This is a genomic window from Arthrobacter sp. 10T419, from assembly GCF_056394105.1.
This window is the reverse complement of sequence record NZ_JBFTHF010000003.1, coordinates 205,980-220,709: the sequence shown is the minus strand read 5'-3', so window position 1 is coordinate 220,709 and position 14,730 is coordinate 205,980. Positions and strand designations below refer to the sequence as shown.

The 14,730-nt window shown below is 68.1% G+C and carries 14 protein-coding genes; 5 read left to right on the top strand and 9 right to left on the bottom strand.

The genetic code is table 11. From position 1 onward, the window contains the following. Positions 1–22: 22 nt before the first annotated feature. Complete coding sequence (locus AC1DBD_RS07305) at positions 23–1,612, bottom strand: MFS transporter (RefSeq protein WP_441418089.1); 1,590 nt, start codon at positions 1,610–1,612, stop codon at positions 23–25. Positions 1,613–1,975: 363 nt separating this feature from the next. Between AC1DBD_RS07305 and AC1DBD_RS07300 the strand changes: the two genes are divergently transcribed. Together AC1DBD_RS07300 and AC1DBD_RS07295 are read left to right on the top strand one after the other, a co-directional pair. After that, positions 1,976–2,221, top strand: a complete 246-nt coding sequence (locus tag AC1DBD_RS07300) for a hypothetical protein (RefSeq protein ID WP_441418088.1) — start codon at positions 1,976–1,978, stop codon at positions 2,219–2,221. A 72-nt stretch (positions 2,222–2,293) separates the two neighbouring features. Beyond that, a complete protein-coding gene (locus AC1DBD_RS07295) occupies positions 2,294–2,551 on the top strand; it encodes a hypothetical protein (RefSeq protein ID WP_441418087.1) in 258 nt (85 codons plus the stop codon). A 29-nt stretch (positions 2,552–2,580) separates the two neighbouring features. Here the strand turns inward: AC1DBD_RS07295 and AC1DBD_RS07290 are convergent, their stop codons facing one another. Next, the gene (locus tag AC1DBD_RS07290; RefSeq protein WP_441418086.1) at positions 2,581–5,106 is read right to left on the bottom strand and encodes an ATP-dependent DNA ligase; all 2,526 of its coding nucleotides are present in this window, start codon (positions 5,104–5,106) and stop codon (positions 2,581–2,583) included. Positions 5,107–5,146: 40 nt separating this feature from the next. Here AC1DBD_RS07290 and ku point away from each other — a divergent pair, with 40 nt between their 5' ends. Continuing rightward, positions 5,147–6,247, top strand: coding sequence for a non-homologous end joining protein Ku (gene ku / locus AC1DBD_RS07285; protein WP_476981741.1), 1,101 nt, complete (start codon positions 5,147–5,149; stop codon positions 6,245–6,247). 43 nt (positions 6,248–6,290) lie between these two features. Here ku and AC1DBD_RS07280 read toward each other — a convergent pair whose 3' ends face one another. The 7 genes from AC1DBD_RS07280 to AC1DBD_RS07250 all read right to left on the bottom strand — a co-directional run bounded on the left by AC1DBD_RS07280 (position 6,291) and on the right by AC1DBD_RS07250 (position 12,459). Beyond that, on the bottom strand, positions 6,291–6,578 hold the full coding sequence (locus tag AC1DBD_RS07280; RefSeq protein ID WP_441418084.1) for a DUF7218 family protein: 288 nt from the start codon (positions 6,576–6,578) through the stop codon (positions 6,291–6,293). A 2-nt stretch (positions 6,579–6,580) separates the two neighbouring features. Next, positions 6,581–7,111: an SRPBCC family protein gene (locus AC1DBD_RS07275; protein ID WP_441418083.1), complete on the bottom strand. Its 531-nt coding sequence runs from the start codon at positions 7,109–7,111 to the stop codon at positions 6,581–6,583. 204 nt (positions 7,112–7,315) lie between these two features. Beyond that, the gene (locus AC1DBD_RS07270) at positions 7,316–7,594 is read right to left on the bottom strand and encodes an HPr family phosphocarrier protein (protein ID WP_138767728.1); all 279 of its coding nucleotides are present in this window, start codon (positions 7,592–7,594) and stop codon (positions 7,316–7,318) included. A gap of 59 nt (positions 7,595–7,653) precedes the next feature. Beyond that, entirely contained in the window at positions 7,654–9,720 is a 2,067-nt protein-coding gene (locus tag AC1DBD_RS07265; RefSeq protein WP_441418082.1) for a PTS fructose transporter subunit IIABC, read from the bottom strand. Between the two features lie 2 nt (positions 9,721–9,722). Continuing rightward, the gene (locus tag AC1DBD_RS07260) at positions 9,723–10,709 is read right to left on the bottom strand and encodes a 1-phosphofructokinase family hexose kinase (RefSeq protein WP_441418081.1); all 987 of its coding nucleotides are present in this window, start codon (positions 10,707–10,709) and stop codon (positions 9,723–9,725) included. Beyond that, positions 10,706–11,518, bottom strand: coding sequence for a DeoR/GlpR family DNA-binding transcription regulator (locus tag AC1DBD_RS07255; RefSeq protein ID WP_441418080.1), 813 nt, complete (start codon positions 11,516–11,518; stop codon positions 10,706–10,708). The genes AC1DBD_RS07260 and AC1DBD_RS07255 overlap by 4 nt, the downstream gene beginning before the upstream one ends. A gap of 677 nt (positions 11,519–12,195) precedes the next feature. Then, positions 12,196–12,459, bottom strand: a complete 264-nt coding sequence (locus tag AC1DBD_RS07250; protein WP_138767724.1) for a DUF6458 family protein — start codon at positions 12,457–12,459, stop codon at positions 12,196–12,198. A gap of 416 nt (positions 12,460–12,875) precedes the next feature. On the opposite strand from AC1DBD_RS07250, the gene AC1DBD_RS07245 reads away from it, so the two are divergent. Next, the gene (locus AC1DBD_RS07245; protein WP_441418079.1) at positions 12,876–13,493 is read left to right on the top strand and encodes an alpha/beta hydrolase; all 618 of its coding nucleotides are present in this window, start codon (positions 12,876–12,878) and stop codon (positions 13,491–13,493) included. 184 nt (positions 13,494–13,677) lie between these two features. Then, positions 13,678–14,688, top strand: a complete 1,011-nt coding sequence (locus AC1DBD_RS07240) for a LacI family DNA-binding transcriptional regulator (RefSeq protein WP_476926016.1) — start codon at positions 13,678–13,680, stop codon at positions 14,686–14,688. Positions 14,689–14,730: the final 42 nt, after the last annotated feature.

Sequence of the window (14,730 nt, the reverse complement as noted above, 5' to 3'; positions counted from 1 at the left end):
GGTCCGGACCGGCGGGCCTGGACTAGGCGCGGGCGGGAACCTTCCCGGCGTCCCCGTCGGCTGCTTCGGCCGAGGTGAGCGGCATATCCATGTGCTCAAGGTCGATCAGCGGGTTCTCATCCTGCGTCGCGACCAGTTCCCGGGCCTCGGCCTGGGTGTCCACGCTCGGCATGGAGCCCGGCAGCGGCATCTGGGCGGATTCCTTGAGGAAGTAGATCGCCACGGCGCCGATCGCCGAAGTGGCCATCAGGTAGTAAGCCGGCATCATGTCGTTGCCGGTGGCGTTGATCAGGGCGGCGACGATGAACGGGGTGGTTCCGCCGAAGATGGCCACCGAGAAGTTGTACGCGATGCCCATGGCGCCATAGCGGCTGGCCGTCGGGAACTGGGCCGGCAGGGCCGACGCCAGGTTGGCCACGTAGAACGTCACCGGGAAGGCGATCAGGGCGAGGCCGGCCAGCGTGGACCAGATTTCACCGACGCCGATCAGCAGGAATGCCGGGGTGGCCAGGACGACGGTGCTGATGGCACCGATCCACAGCACGGGGCGGCGGCCGATCCGGTCGGAGAGCTTGCCGGTCAGCGGGATGCACAGGCTCATGATGACCAGCACAGGGATGGTCAGCAGGGTCCCGTGCACCTCGTCGTAGCCCTTGGACTCGGTCAGATAGGTCGGCATGTACGACGTCAGGGCGTAGCCGGCGGTGTTGGCTGCGGCTACCAGGATCATTGCGACGATGATGGAGCGCCAGTAGGCCTTCACAATGCCCACCGGTCCCTTGGACGCAGACGTGTCAGCGGCGGTGGCGTCCTTGGCGAGGTTCTCCTGGGCATCCAGGGTGGCCTGGAACTGGGGGGATTCCTCGATCTTGCTCCGGAAGTAAACAGCGATCAGGCCCAACGGACCGGCCAGCAGGAACGGAATACGCCAGCCCCACTGCTCCATGGTGTCCTGGCCGAGGGTCAGCTGCAGCACGGAAACGAGCGCGGCGCCGGCGGCGAAGCCGAGGTAGCTGCCCATGTCCAAGAAGCTGGCGAAGAAGCCGCGCCGTTTGTCCGGGGCGTATTCGCTCACGAAGGTCGTGGCACCGGCGTACTCGCCGCCGGTGGAGAAGCCCTGGATGACCTTGAACAGGACCAGCAGGACTGCGGCCCAGATGCCAATCTGGGCGTAGCCGGGCAGGAGGCCGACGGCGAAGGTGCTGGCCGCCATGATCATGAGGGTCGCGGCGAGGACCTTCTGCCGGCCGATCTTGTCGCCAAGCCAGCCGAACACGACGCCGCCGAGGGGGCGGGCGATGAAGGTGGCGGCGAAGGTGCCGAGCAGGAAGAGGGTCTGGACGGACTTGTCCGCCTCCGGCAGGAACACCGGTCCCATGGTGGTGATCAGGTAGCCGAACACGCCGACGTCGTACCATTCCATGGTGTTACCCACGATGGTGCCGCCTAGCGCCTTCTTAAGCATCGGCTGGTCGACGACGTTGACGTCGGACTCGCGGAGTCGACGGCGACGAAGCCGTGGTTTCTTGGCGCCCCGGGGTGCGCCTTGGTTGGTTCCGCCGGCGTGAATAACGCCTGCTGAAGAGTCGGTCGTGCTTCGGTCTGTGGGCATTTGGAAAGCTCCTAGGGAGATCATTTGCTTGCGACTTGTAGCTGCCCCGCTCCGGGCAGGCTTTCAATTTTACGGGATTTCCATGGCATTTCCGATTCCGGTGGCGTATGATCAGCCGATTCCGGTGCCAATGCGGTGCCATCTGCCCCGATCCGGGGTGCGGTTTCGCCGCGCCGTTCCTAGGAAGAAGCCACATTCCGGAATTTTTGGGGAAGTTTTTTCCAAGCCGGCCCGTTTGGGCCCCTTTCCGCCCCCGTTCCGGCCGGCAGCGGGCCGTCCCCGGCTCTGTTCAAGACGCGCGGAAACTGCCTATGGTGGAGCCACCGCCAGTGCCAACACACGCCGAGCCGAGGAGCGCCTTCCATGACTGACAAATCCGGCAAGCACGAAGAGCCCGGGGCCCCGGGCGCGGAAGAACGCGGCCGCGAGGAACCCCAGGCCGCGCCAAAACCCGAGCAGGGCGTTAAGTCCCGCCTCACGGATGCCCAGAAGGAAATGCTTGCCAGCAAATCCCGCGGCGGCGCCGGCCTGCAGAGCGTCGGCCGCAGCCACAAGCCCACCCACGCCAGCGGCAAGCAGGGCCCCGCGCAGAAGAAAGTCCGCTGGTAGGACCTAGAGACATCTCACCGGCGCCGACCTACGATTGGGGGACGCTTCATTTCATCGCAGAAAGGAAGAGCCATGGCGGATCATCACTCGAACGAAGAGATCGAGCCTGAGGTTGCGAGTCACCTTGCGGAGTCCATGGACGAGGTTCCCGGGCCGGAGAGCAAGCGACCGGAACCGCCCTCGCCCGCCGACGGCCATGAGTGGCCGGACGGCAGCGGGAAGCACCGCCACCCCAAGGACCGGGACGTGGTCCGCGGGCAACAGGGACAGCAAGTGGCAGACGCGGCCATCCACCGGCAAAGCCGGCCGCAGATCCCCCATCACGACTAAGAACCATGAGGGCCCGCCACGGCGGGCCCTCACTTATGTTCGACGACGACATCGGCCGGTGTCTTGTCCAGGCGCCAGCCGCGCCAGACCGGGTGGCGGAGCTTGCCCCCTCCGGTCCAGTCGCCGAAGGTGACCTCGCCGACCAGCCTGGCGGACACCCACCGGGCGTCGGAGGCATCTTCCGCCGGGACCTCGGCGAAGGGCGAGGTCTTGCGTGGGATGGCATCGAGCTGCTGACGCAGTTCCCGGAGTTCGCGGCTGCTGAACCCGCTGCCCACCCGGCCCACGTAGCGCAGTTTCGCCCCGTCCGGGATGCCCAGCAGCAGTGAACCGACCGAGTCGCGGCGCCCGCCGTTTCCGGGCCGCCAGCCGCCCACCACCACTTCCTGGGTCTTCTCGAACTTGAGCTTGAGCCAGGACCGGCTCCGCTGCCCGACGTAGCGTCCGCCGGTGCGCTTGGCCATCACGCCCTCCAGCCCCAGCTCCTCCGCGCTTTCCAGGATGTGCCCCACTTCGGCGTCGATCACCTCGGAGAGTTCCACCGGGCAGGCGCCGTCCCGGGCGCCGTCCCGGAAGAAGGTTTCGAGGCGGTTCCGCCGCTCCCGGAGGGGGCGCCGCCGGAGGTCCTCGCCGCCCTCGGTGAGCAGGTCGAAGAGCATCAGGCGCACCGGGGTGGAGGCCTGCGCCTTCGCCACGTCGGCGGCCTTGCTCAGTTTCATCCGCCCCTGCAGAAGCCCGAAATCGGGCTTGCCGGCCGGTCCGACGGCGATGATCTCGCCGTCGGCGGCGAACTCCTGCGGCGGCCAGCAGGAGCGGTCCGTCAGCTCCGGGTAGCTGGATGACATGTCGTTGCCGTTGCGGCTGATCAGCCGGATCCGTTGAGCGTCGCCCAGGACCAGGGCCCGGATGCCGTCCCATTTCAGCTCGAACTGCCAGTCCTTGTCGGCCAGGTCGGCAGGGGTTCCCGCGCTGGCCAGCATCGGCGAGAGCTCCGCCGGGTCCGGGGCGGGGGTCAAGTCAGCCGGGCGGTCTTCAGTCGCCGGCAGGGGCCGCTCCGCGGCGGGTTGGTTGCCGTGACCGGCATCGGGCGTGTCCATCAGGTGGATGAGCCATTGATCGTTGGCCTGGCCGGTGTGGATCAGCGCGAACCTCCGGGTGCCGCCCAGCCCCCCGCCCTCCTGGCCGGTGAGGGTGGCGATGACTTCCTTGCCCGCGATCCATTTTTCGCACTCGTAGTGCCCGCGGTCCCAGATGCTGACCGTGCCCGCCCCGTACTGGCCCTTGGGGATGGTCCCCTCAAAGTCCGCGTAGTCCATCGGGTGGTCCTCGGTCTGGACGGCGAGGTGGTTTTTGGCCTTGGTGGTTGGCACACCCTTGGGCAGCGCCCAGGACACCAGCACGCCGTCGCGCTCGAGGCGGAAGTCGAAATGCAGCCGGCTGGCGTGGTGTTCCTGGATCACGAAACTCTCCCGGAGCGTGCCGCCGTCGGTCCTGCTGCGGTGCTGTTGGGCCGTGAACGGCTCCGGCGTGGCGGCCGCGTCCCGCTTGGTGCGGTAGGTCTCCAGCCGGGGGTCGGTGTCGCCGCCGTCGCCGGCGGTTGGGCCGTCGGATCCGGGCGTGCCCCCGGCGCCGGCCGCCGGCGCGCCGTGTGGAGCACCGGCGTGCCCGGCCCCGGAGATGACCGCGAACGGGTCCTTGCCCGCCTTCACCCGCTTCATCACCTCCAGGTAGTCGAGCTGGTGCAGCGAAGGCGCGTCGAGCTCCCGCCAGGTTCGCGGCGCCGCAACAGTGGGACGGAGCCTGCCCCGGAGCGAGTAGGGCACGATGGTGGTCTTCGCGGCGCTGTTCTGGCTCCAGTCCACCAGCACCTTGCCGGTGCGCAGGGTCTTCTTCATGTCGCTGACCGCCAAATCCGGGTGGTCGGCCTCCAGTGCCCGGGCCAGTTCGTGGGCAAACTCCGAGACCTGGTCCGAGCTCTGCGAGCCGTCCAGCGCGGCGTAGAGGTGGATGCCTTTGCTGCCGCTGGTCACGGGCACGGGCTCCAGGCCCACGTCCTGCAGGATGCTGCGCGCCAGTTTGGCGACTTCCACGCATTCGGCGAGTCCTGCACCGTCCCCGGGATCCAGGTCCAGCACCAGCCGATCCGGGGGCAGGGCGTTGCCGTGCGAATCCACCCGCCACTGCGGCACGTGGATCTCCAGCGCCGCAATCTGGGCCAGCCAGGTGAGCGTGGCCGGATCGTTGACCAGTGGGTACTGGATGGTCCGCTCCTTGTGCGTGATGGACGCGCGCGGCACCCAGCCCGGCGTGGAGTGGTCCAGGTTCTTCTGGAAGAACATCTCGCCGGGCGCCTCCGCGGTCCCGACGCCGTGGACCCAGCGCTTCCGGGTGGCCGGTCGGTTCGCCGCTGCCGGGATCAGCACAGACGCCACCGCGGCGTAGTAGGCGAGCACATCGGCCTTGGTGGTCCCGGTCTCCGGGTACATCACCTTGTCCAGATTGGTCAGCACCAGTTCCCGGCCGTCGACCCGGACGCGTTCCTTGCTGTCAGCCAAAACACTTCACCTCCGTGCGGCTCTGGTGTTCACTTGAGCCATGAGAGCCATCTGGAAAGGCGCAATAGCGTTCGGGCTGGTCAACGTGCCGGTCAAGGTCTACAGCGCGACCGAGGACCACGACATCAGCCTGCATCAGGTCCACAACGCCGACGGCGGCCGGATCCGTTACCAGCGCCGGTGTGAGATCTGCAGCAAGATCATCGACTACGAGGACATCGACAAGGCCTACGAGGACGAGGGCCGGACGGTGATCCTCAGCCGTGAGGAGCTCAAGTCGATCCCCGCGGAGAACAGCCACGAGATCGAGGTGGTGCAGTTCGTGCCCGCCGAGCAGCTGGACCCGATGATGTTCGAGAAGAGCTACTACCTGGAACCGGACGCGAAGTCGCCCAAGGCCTACGTGCTGCTGCGCCGGGCCCTGGAGGACACCGACCGGGTGGCGATCGTCCAGTTCGCACTGCGGGAAAAGACCCGGCTGGGGGCGCTGCGGATCCGCGGCGACGTGCTGGTGCTGCAGGGGCTGCTGTGGGCGGACGAGGTGCGCGAGGCGAGCTTCCCCGCGCTCGAGACGAGCGTCCGGATCTCGGCTCAGGAACGGGAAATGTCCGCGGCCCTGGTGGACTCGATGGCGGCCGACTTCGAGCCGGAGCAGTTCACGGACGACTATCAGCTCCAACTGCGGCAGCTGATCGACGCGAAAATCGAACAGGGCGAGTCGCTGGACACGGAGGAGACCTTCGGTGCTCCGGCGGCGGAAGCCGGAACCGGTGAGGTGATCGACCTGATGGACGCGCTGAAGCGCAGCATCGAGCGAAAGCGCGGAGCGGCCGCCGGCGGGGGCGACGACGACGGCGCAACCGCCGGAGCGGCGGCCAGCAGCAAGGCGAAAGCTGCGCCGGCCGGGAAGCCCGGGTCCAAGACGGCTCCGAAGGCCGCGGCCAAGTCCACTGCAAAGGCCGCCTCCGGCGGTGCCGGCGGGACGGGGACCGCCTCCAGAACCGCCTCCAGGGCGGCCGCCGCCAAGACCACAGCGTCCAAGACCACAGCGTCCAAGACCACAGCGTCCAAGACCACAGCGTCTAAAACCACAGCGTCTAAAACCACCGCCGCGAAGGGGGCTGCGCGCAAGGGCGCCTGAGCCCGCGTCCGGGTTCGCCCCCCGCGCTTGTGGCGTCATCGGCTCAGGAATTCCGCAGAGCGGAGATCAGTTCGCTCTTCTTCTTCGCTGAATAGCCCTTCAGGCCGATCTCCTTGGCCTTTTCCCTCAACTGCGGGACGGTCCAGTCCTCATAGTCGCCGGACTTGCCGCCCTTGCGGCCCACCGATGACCTGCCCCGCTTGGCCGCCGCGTTGGAGACGCGGGCTGCCTTCTGCTTCGAGGCGCCGTCCTCCAACAGCGCTTCATAAAGTTCCGGGTCCTTGATGCTGGGGCTCTCGGAACCCTGCGGCGCACCATTTTCCGCAGGCATGGCTACCGCGGCCCGCCGTCGGCAGTATCAGCCGGATCGGCCGGGACAACAGCATCGGCGGGGACGACGTCGTCGACCTCGCCGCGGTCCACGGAGGAGCGCCATTCGCCGGTCTCGATGCCGCGGGACTCGATGAACTCCTTGAAACGGCCGAGGTCGGCGCTGACCTGGCGGCTGTCCGCACCCAGCGCGGAGCCGGTCTTCTCCACCACGCCCTCGGGCTCCCACTCAAGTTCGACGCTGACGCGGGCGCGCTCGGCGCCGAGGGATTCAAAGGTGACGGTGCCCGCATTGCGCGGTTTGTCCTGGCTGACCCAGGCGATCCTGCGGTCCGGGGTCTGCGCGGTGATCTGGGCGAGGTAGTCGCGCCGCACCCCGGCGATGTCGGTCCGGAACTGGAGCGAGGTCTCGTCGATCTGCTCCACCGCCTCGACGCCCTTCATGAATTCCGGGAAGGTCTCGAACTGGGTCCACTGGTTGTATGCGGTCGACACGGGGACGTCGACGTCAATGCTCTCTTGCACGCTTGCCATGGTTCGTCTCCTTGAGGCCGGGAGCTGGTCCTGGCGGCTGCCCGGGGCGGCAACCACGATTCCCAAGCTATCGACGCCCGCCGGGGAAAACAAGCATCTACTAAGGCCCCTTATGAAGCGTTTCCGGCGCGGGTGCGCCCGGAAACGACGGCGGCCCGGCACCACCCCGTGGGTGCTGCCGGGCCGCCGTCCGCGCTGCTGGCGCTATTCGGCGTCGTGGTCCGTCTCGAGGATCTGGACGAGGCGGTCCAGGGCGGCGTCGGCGCCGTCGCCCTCGGCACGCAACACCACAACCTCGCCGTGCGATGCGCCCAGGCTCATCAGGGACAGGATGCTGGCGGCGTCCATGGCCTCGTCCTCCGGTTCGCCGAGCCGGGCGATGGTGATTTCGAGATCGAACTCGCCTGCAGCCTCGGCAAAGATGGCGGCCGGGCGGGCATGCAGCCCTACGCGGCTGGCAATGGTGGCGTTACGTTCGGTCATTTCTGCTCCTTGGATTCAGCTTTGGATTATCAGCTTGGGAAGGTCTGTGGTGGACCGGCTCAGACGGTTACGGGAACCGGTTCAACCGTATCAACGGTCTTCTTGACTGCCCAGCGCTTGAGTGCGATCACGGACAGCGCGGTGACCACCGTGCCGACTGCGATCGAGACGACAAACATCAGGAAGTTGTCGATCGCGAAGAAAACGAAGATGCCGCCGTGCGGTGCCTTCGAGCCGACGCCGGCCGCCATCGAAATGGCGCCGGTCACCGCGCCGCCCACCATGCTGGCGGGGATGACGCGCAGCGGGTCTGCTGCGGCGAAGGGGATGGCCCCTTCCGAGATGAACGACGCCCCGAGCAGCCAGGCCGCCTTTCCGTTTTCCTGTTCGGCGAGGCTGAAGAGCTTCTTGTTCAGGACGGTGGAAGCGAGGGCCATGGCCAGCGGCGGCACCATGCCGGAGGCCATTACGGCCGCCATGATCTGCCACGGCGCCTGGTTATCCAGCGATGCGGCGCCCAGCCCGGCGACGGCGAAGGAGTAGGCAACCTTGTTGACGGGGCCGCCGAGGTCGAAGCACATCATGAGTCCGAGGATCACGCCGAGGGCGATCGCGCCGGCGCCGGTCAGGCCCGAGAGCCAGGTGTTCAGGCCCTTGGTGATGGCGACGATCGGGCCGCCGAGGATCAGGAACATCAGTCCGGAGGCGACGATCGAGGCCAGCAGCGGGATGATAACCACCGGCATCAGGCCGCGCAGCCAGCGGGGCACCTGCAAGCGGCCGATCACGAGGGCGATGTAGCCGGCGAGCAGGCCGCCGACGATACCGCCGAGGAAGCCGGCCCCCATGAACCCGGCCACGGCACCGGAGACGAAGCCCGGTGCGATGCCCGGGCGGTCGGCGATGGCGTAGGCGATGTAGCCGGCCAGGGCCGGGACCAGGAAGCCCAGCGACAGCGCGCCGATCTTGAACAGCACGGCCCCGATGTAGGCGCCAAGCGGGCCCCAGGCGTTGTCCGGGAACTCGGTTGGCAGGTTGAACAGGCTGTTCTGCACCACGATCGTGTCCGCGTACTTCGTGATCAGGTAGCCGCCCATCAGGAAGCCGAGGGCGATCAGCAGGCCGCCGCCGGCCACGAACGGGATCATGTAGCTGACGCCGGTGAGCAGGGCTTTCTTGAGCTTCTGGCCGATGTGCTCGCCCTTTTCCTCGGCCTCGTGCTGGGCCTGTTCCTCGGCGCCGAAGTGCGGCACGCGCCGGGCGTTGGGGTTGTCGGCCGCGGCGAGGGCTTCCTGGACCATCTTGTCCGGCTCGTCGATGCCACGCTTGACCGGGGCGTTGATGACCGGCTTGCCGGCGAAACGCTCCTTGCCGCGGACGTCGACGTCGACGGCGAAGATGACGGCGTCGGCCGCGGCGATCACGGCCGGGTCGAGGGCCTTCGCGCCCGAGGAACCCTGCGTCTCCACCTGCAGGTCGATGCCGACTTCCTTGGCCGCAGCCACGAGCGAGTCGGCGGCCATGTAGGTGTGGGCGATGCCGGTGGGGCACGCCGTGACGGCGACGAGGCGCTTGGTGCGGGGAGTCCCGGGGGCCGCCGGCGCTGCCGCGGTTGAGCCGGCCGCTGCCGGAGCGGCAGTGTCGGCCGGGACGTCGGCGGCGTGGCTGGCGGGCTTGTCCGCCAGCGCGCCCTCGACAAGCTCCACGACCTCGCCCTGCGTGGCGGCTGCCCGCAGCGCTGCGGTGAAGTCCTTCTTGATCAGGGACCGGGCCAGCTTGGACAGGAGCTTGAGGTGCTCCTGGTCCGCGCCTTCCGGGGCCGCGATGAAGAAGATCAGGTCGGCCGGACCGTCCTTGGCGCCGAAATCGACCGGCTGGGACAGCCGTGCCATGGCCAGCGTCGCTTCCGTGACCGCCGTCGAGCGGCAGTGCGGGATCGCGATGCCGCCCGGCACCCCCGTGGCGGTCTTGGATTCGCGGGCGAAGGCGTCCGTGAAAAGCCCTTCGACTTCGGTGGCGCGTCCGTTGGCGGCAACTCTGCCTGCCAGGTGCCGGATCACGTCCTCGGGCGTAGTGCCTAGATTCTGGTCGAGCTCGACCAGTTCGGTAGTAATGAGCTGGGTCACTGTCAATCCTTCTTCAGGGCCGTGATGGTTACGGCGGCGGGGGTTGTTTGATGCACTGCCGGGACGGTGGAGCCGGGCAGCGAGGCAGCGGCGGCACCATGGGCCACCGCCTGACGCAGGCAATCGGCCGGGGCGGCGCCCTGGCTGGAGGCGAGCAGGTAGCCGGCAAGCGAGGAATCGCCGGCGCCGACCGTGCTGACCGCCTTGACCGGCGGGTGCGTGGCCAGCCATGCGCCGTCGGCCGTCACAAGCACCGCACCCTTGGAACCGAGGGTGGCGAGTACGGCACCCACTCCGGAACGCACGACGGCGGCGGCGGCTGCCGCGGCAGCCTCCGGATCACCCTCGAGTTCCTCGGCGGACTTATCCGTGGCGAACCCGGCCGCGGCAGCCAGTTCCGCCAGTTCCTCGGCGTTGGGTTTGAGCAGATCCGGTTTCCCCAGGGCGTCCCCGGAGATCGCGGCGGCGAGCGGTTCGCCGGAGGAGTCGACGGCGATGAGGGGTGCCTCGGTGCCGTCGTGCAGGGACCGCAGCCGCCGGGTAACGGTGGCGTAGAAGTCGACCGGGACTCCCGGGGGGAGCGAGCCGGCCAAGACGACCCAGCTGGCGCCGCGGGAGGAATCCAGCAGCAGCCCGATCAGCGCCTCCTGCTGTTCCCCGTTCAGCGCCGGACCGGGCTCGTTGATCTTGGTGGTGACGCCGCCGGGCTCGGTGAGCGCCACGTTGCTGCGCAGCGGCTCGCCGATGGGCAGGGCGGCGAACGGTACCTCGCTGTCGCGCAGGCCGGCGAGCACCGGGTCCGCAGCCGCTCCCGGCAGCACGGCAAGGGTTTGCAGGCCGGAGGCGACGAGTGCCCGGGAGACATTGACTCCCTTGCCGCCGGACTCCTGCCGGACGGAAATGGCGCGCTGCACTTCGCCGCGGAGCAGCGGGCCGGGCAGCGCCACGGTGCGGTCCAGGCTGGGGTTGGCCGTGAGGGTGACGATCATGCGACCACCACCTCCACTCCGGCGTCCGCGAGGGCTTCGGCGAGGGCCGGGCTGGGTTTCGTGTCTGTGATCACGGTGTCCAGATCTTTCAAGGAGGCGAACTGGACCAGCGTCTCTGCATCCAGCTTGGAGGTATCAGCCAGCACCACAATGCGGCGCGCTGAATGGACGAAGGCGGCCTTGACGGCAGCTTCTTCAGGATCGGGAGTGCTCAGCCCGAAGGCCGCGGAAATACCGTTGGTGCCGATGAACGCGATGTCGGGCCTTATCCGCCCGGCAGCTTCGACAGTGGACTGGCCGACGGCGGCCTGGGTCAGGCCGCGGACCTTGCCGCCGAGCAGGTGCAGGGCGATGCCGGGTTCGCCGGACAGCCTCGCCGCGATGGGCAGTGCATGGGTGATGACCACCAGTTCGGCGTCGGCCGCGGTTCCGGGGGCCGCGGCTCCGGCGGCGGCCGTGCGGGCAGCGAGCAGCTCCGCGAGGGCCTCGGTGGTGGAGCCGGCGTCGATCAGGATGCTGCCGGACCGGCCCCGCGGGATGAGGGCCAGGGCCGCCTCCGCGATCCGGGTCTTCTCGGGCTGCCGCTGCACGGTGCGCTCGAGGATGCTCTCTTCCGTGGTGCTGATGCGCTCGGGGGAGACAGCGCCGCCGTGGACCCGGCGGACCGTGCCGGCGATCTCAAGGGCGGCCAGGTCGCGGCGGACGGTTTCCGTGGTGATGCTGAAGCGCTCGGCGAGGTCGGTGACACTGGCCCGGCCGCTGGCGGCGACGAGCTCCACGATCAGTTGTTGGCGTTCCTCGGCGAACACGAGCCCTCCATTGCGACATTTACTCGAGTGCTGCTATTTCCTGTGCTGCGGCTTCCGGCTGCTTCGGTGACCCCCATCACATGAAGTGGAATTGATTGACTTTATCTTTGTTCATGTGGCTTTGTCAACGAAAAACCACATGAACGCAGACGAGGGTGTCGGAGGGCCCGGGGACATGCCCCGCCCCTGTGATTTGAAGGGGACATGCCCATTCTTCGCAGCCCGGAGTTGGGGACATGCCCATTCCCTGGGCCGAGGCTTGGGCATTTCGGGCTTATGTCCGTCGGCCGCCTCCGAGGCTGGGCATGTCCGGGCTTCGTTCCCCGCAGCCGTTGGACATGTCCATTTCCTGCGGACCAGGAGCGGGGGATATGTCCATTCCCTGGGTCCGGTAATGGGCACTTCGGGTCTATGTCCATTGGCCAACCCCGGGGGTGGGCATGTCCGGACTGCGCTCGCCCGGCGGAGCATGTCCATTGCTCGGCCCGGGGTATGGACAGTTCAGGTCTATGTCCATTGGACAAGCCCGACGTTGGGCATGTCCGGACGCGGGGCCGTGCCAGGCGGGCGTGGGAAGCTCCCCGGGCCCGCAGCTTAAACGCCCGACGCCGGGCCCGACCTGTGAGGTCCGGCCCGGCGTCCGGGTCAGTTGGGTGGCGCGTCGCAGCGCCGGGGGATCAGATGCCGGCGTCGCGGCTTTCATTGCGGGTGATGGTCTCGCCGGTGTTGGGGTCGACGACGGAACGGGTCTCGCTGACACGGCGGGTGCGGCTGCGGCCGGGGGAGGCCAGGATCAGGGACGCGACCAGCCCGATGACGCCGACCACCATCAGGATGTAACCGATCATGGTCTGGTCCACGTTGGGGATCAGGCCGGGCGCGATGGCCCAGGCCAGGATGGCGCCGATGGCGATAAGGAAGATGGAGGAACCGATTCTCATGACTTGCTCCTTGTTGTCCGGGTGGGACCGATAGGTATTGCTAAGCATGCTGTCCAGCGTCACGCTACAGCCCGGTACGTGTCCTTTCAACGATTTTGGCCGCGCCCCGCCGGGGAAATCCGCAGGTGAGGGGCCATATCGGGCCATTTCCGCGGCGTTTTCGGACAAGGGCGTCAACTCCGGGCAAGCGCGGCGCGGATCCGGGGTGCAGCTGTCCGAATCCGTAGCGGAATTCCCGGGCCGTAGCGCAAACCGTGGCAGGGTCCGGCGCAAGGACCGGTAACCGGCGCGGTAACCGGCGCGGTAACCGGCGCGGGAACCGGCGCAGGAACCGGTGCAGGGGCCGGCGTTGGACACGGGGAGCGGACGCCGTGGCGCCAAGCGGCACCACCGGCCGGGCTGGCTAGGCTGGCCCCATGAATACTGTTGTCTGGTCCAGGCCGGAGCCGGAGCGCGCCGGCACGCCGCTGCTGGTGATGTTGCACGGCTACGGCACGGACGAGACCCGGATGGCGGACCTGTTTGCCAGCCTGCCGCCCGACTTCACCTGCGCCGCCCTGCGCGGGCCGAAGGTGATCGGGGATGACTACGGCTGGTTCCTGCTGGACTACTTCCTCACCCACGACTTCGCGGACGTCATCAGCGCCACGAACTCGGTCTTCAGCTGGATCGACGCCGTCAAGGGGCGGCACAGCAGCGTCAGCCTGCTCGGCTTCTCCCAGGGCATGGCCATGGCGAGCACCCTGCTGCGGCTGCGGCCGGAGGGGTTCCGTGCCGTCGTCGGGCTGTCCGGCTTCGTGCTGGACAACGAACTGCTGGCCATGAGCGAGTCTTTCGACGCGAGGCCGCCGTTCTTTTGGGGGCGCGACAAGGCGGATCCCGTGATCAACGACGCCGCCACGGCACACACCGAGGAATGGCTGCACCGCAACACCCAACTCACGGCGCGCAGCTATCCCGGGATGGGCCACGCGATCTCCCGGGCGGAACTCGTGGATGTCGGCGCGTTCCTGCGCCACTACGTGCTGCGCTGAGCCGGATTCCGTACCTTCAGGAGCCGGATTCCGTACCCTCTGGCAATTCCATTCGATGGAAAACCGCCGCCACTTGCGCGCCGAATTTATAAGCGTTTACACTCAACTTTGGCCAATTTGATCGGCCCACTACTGCAGGGGGAAGAAAGGTCCAGGCCCGTGTCGCATGGCTAAGGCTCCACGCGTGACCATCCAGGACGTCGCAGCCCTCTCCGGGCTCTCCATTTGCACCGTTTCCCGGGCTCTCCGGCACCTCCCCAACGTGTCCGAAAAGGCCCAGGCAAAAGTCGCCGACGCGGCCGCCAAGCTCGGCTATAAGGCATCGTCCGCGGCCTCGCGCCTGGCCGGCGGAACCACCCGCGCAGTGGCGATCATCGTCCCCACCGCGACGGCCTGGTTCTTCGCCCAGGCCGTCGAGGCTGCCGAGGAAGTCCTCGCTGACAGCGGCTACGACACCGTGCTGATCAGCCTCCGCAACCGGCCCAGCGTGCAGCGCAGGCTCTTCGGCGACCTGGCCGGGCTGGCCCAGCGGGTGGACGGGGTCCTGCTGCTGAACGTTGCCCTCGACGGCGGCGAAATCGCCGCCGTCGAAGCCTCCGGCCTCGCCGTCGCGAGCGTGGGCATGCACGGCGTCCCGTGGGACAACGTGGGAATCGACAATGAAGGGGCCGCCCGGCAAGCCACGGGCCACCTGCTCGGGTTGGGCCACTGGGACGTGGCGATGCTGGCCGGTCGCGAGCCGGGGGAGCGCTCCGTGGTCACCGCGGACGCGCGGCGGCGCGGCTTCGAGATGGCCCTCGCCGAACACGAACTGACCGTTGATCCCGACCTGGTGCTGGACGCCGGATCCAGCATCGAGGGCGGACGACGGGCCATGACCGAACTGATCGAGAACCGCAGGATGCCGTCCGCCGTTTTCGCCGGCTGCGACGAGACCGCGTTCGGAGCGCTGATGGCCCTGCGGGACCTCGGTTTGTCAGCGCCCAAAAACGTCTCCATCATTGGGATAGACGATCATCAGATGAGCTGGTTCCTCGGGCTCACCACGATGGCCCAGCCGGTCGCCGACCAGGGCGCGTTCGCCGCCAACCTGCTGATCGAAAGACTCCACCGCCCCGGGCTTCCGAATCCCCTTGCCACGCACCTGCTGGAGACCAAGCTGGTCGAGCGCAGGAGCACCCGCCGCCGACGCTGATGCCGGCCACCGCCCGCAGGCAGGCCCCCGTACTCGCGAGGC

Bases quoted from the DNA above. Each gene is read 5' to 3' on its own strand.
- AC1DBD_RS07275 (WP_441418083.1), bottom strand. From the start codon at position 7,111: ATGGCAAGCGTGCAAGAGAGCATTGACGTCGACGTCCCCGTGTCGACC.
- AC1DBD_RS07270 (WP_138767728.1), bottom strand. From the start codon at position 7,594: ATGACCGAACGTAACGCCACCATTGCCAGCCGCGTAGGGCTGCATGCC.
- AC1DBD_RS07260 (WP_441418081.1), bottom strand. From the start codon at position 10,709: ATGATCGTCACCCTCACGGCCAACCCCAGCCTGGACCGCACCGTGGCG.
- AC1DBD_RS07250 (WP_138767724.1), bottom strand. From the start codon at position 12,459: ATGAGAATCGGTTCCTCCATCTTCCTTATCGCCATCGGCGCCATCCTG.
- AC1DBD_RS07295 (WP_441418087.1), top strand. From the start codon at position 2,294: ATGGCGGATCATCACTCGAACGAAGAGATCGAGCCTGAGGTTGCGAGT.
- AC1DBD_RS07245 (WP_441418079.1), top strand. From the start codon at position 12,876: ATGAATACTGTTGTCTGGTCCAGGCCGGAGCCGGAGCGCGCCGGCACG.
- AC1DBD_RS07305 (WP_441418089.1), bottom strand. From the start codon at position 1,612: ATGCCCACAGACCGAAGCACGACCGACTCTTCAGCAGGCGTTATTCAC.
- AC1DBD_RS07280 (WP_441418084.1), bottom strand. From the start codon at position 6,578: ATGCCTGCGGAAAATGGTGCGCCGCAGGGTTCCGAGAGCCCCAGCATC.
- ku (WP_476981741.1), top strand. From the start codon at position 5,147: ATGAGAGCCATCTGGAAAGGCGCAATAGCGTTCGGGCTGGTCAACGTG.
- AC1DBD_RS07300 (WP_441418088.1), top strand. From the start codon at position 1,976: ATGACTGACAAATCCGGCAAGCACGAAGAGCCCGGGGCCCCGGGCGCG.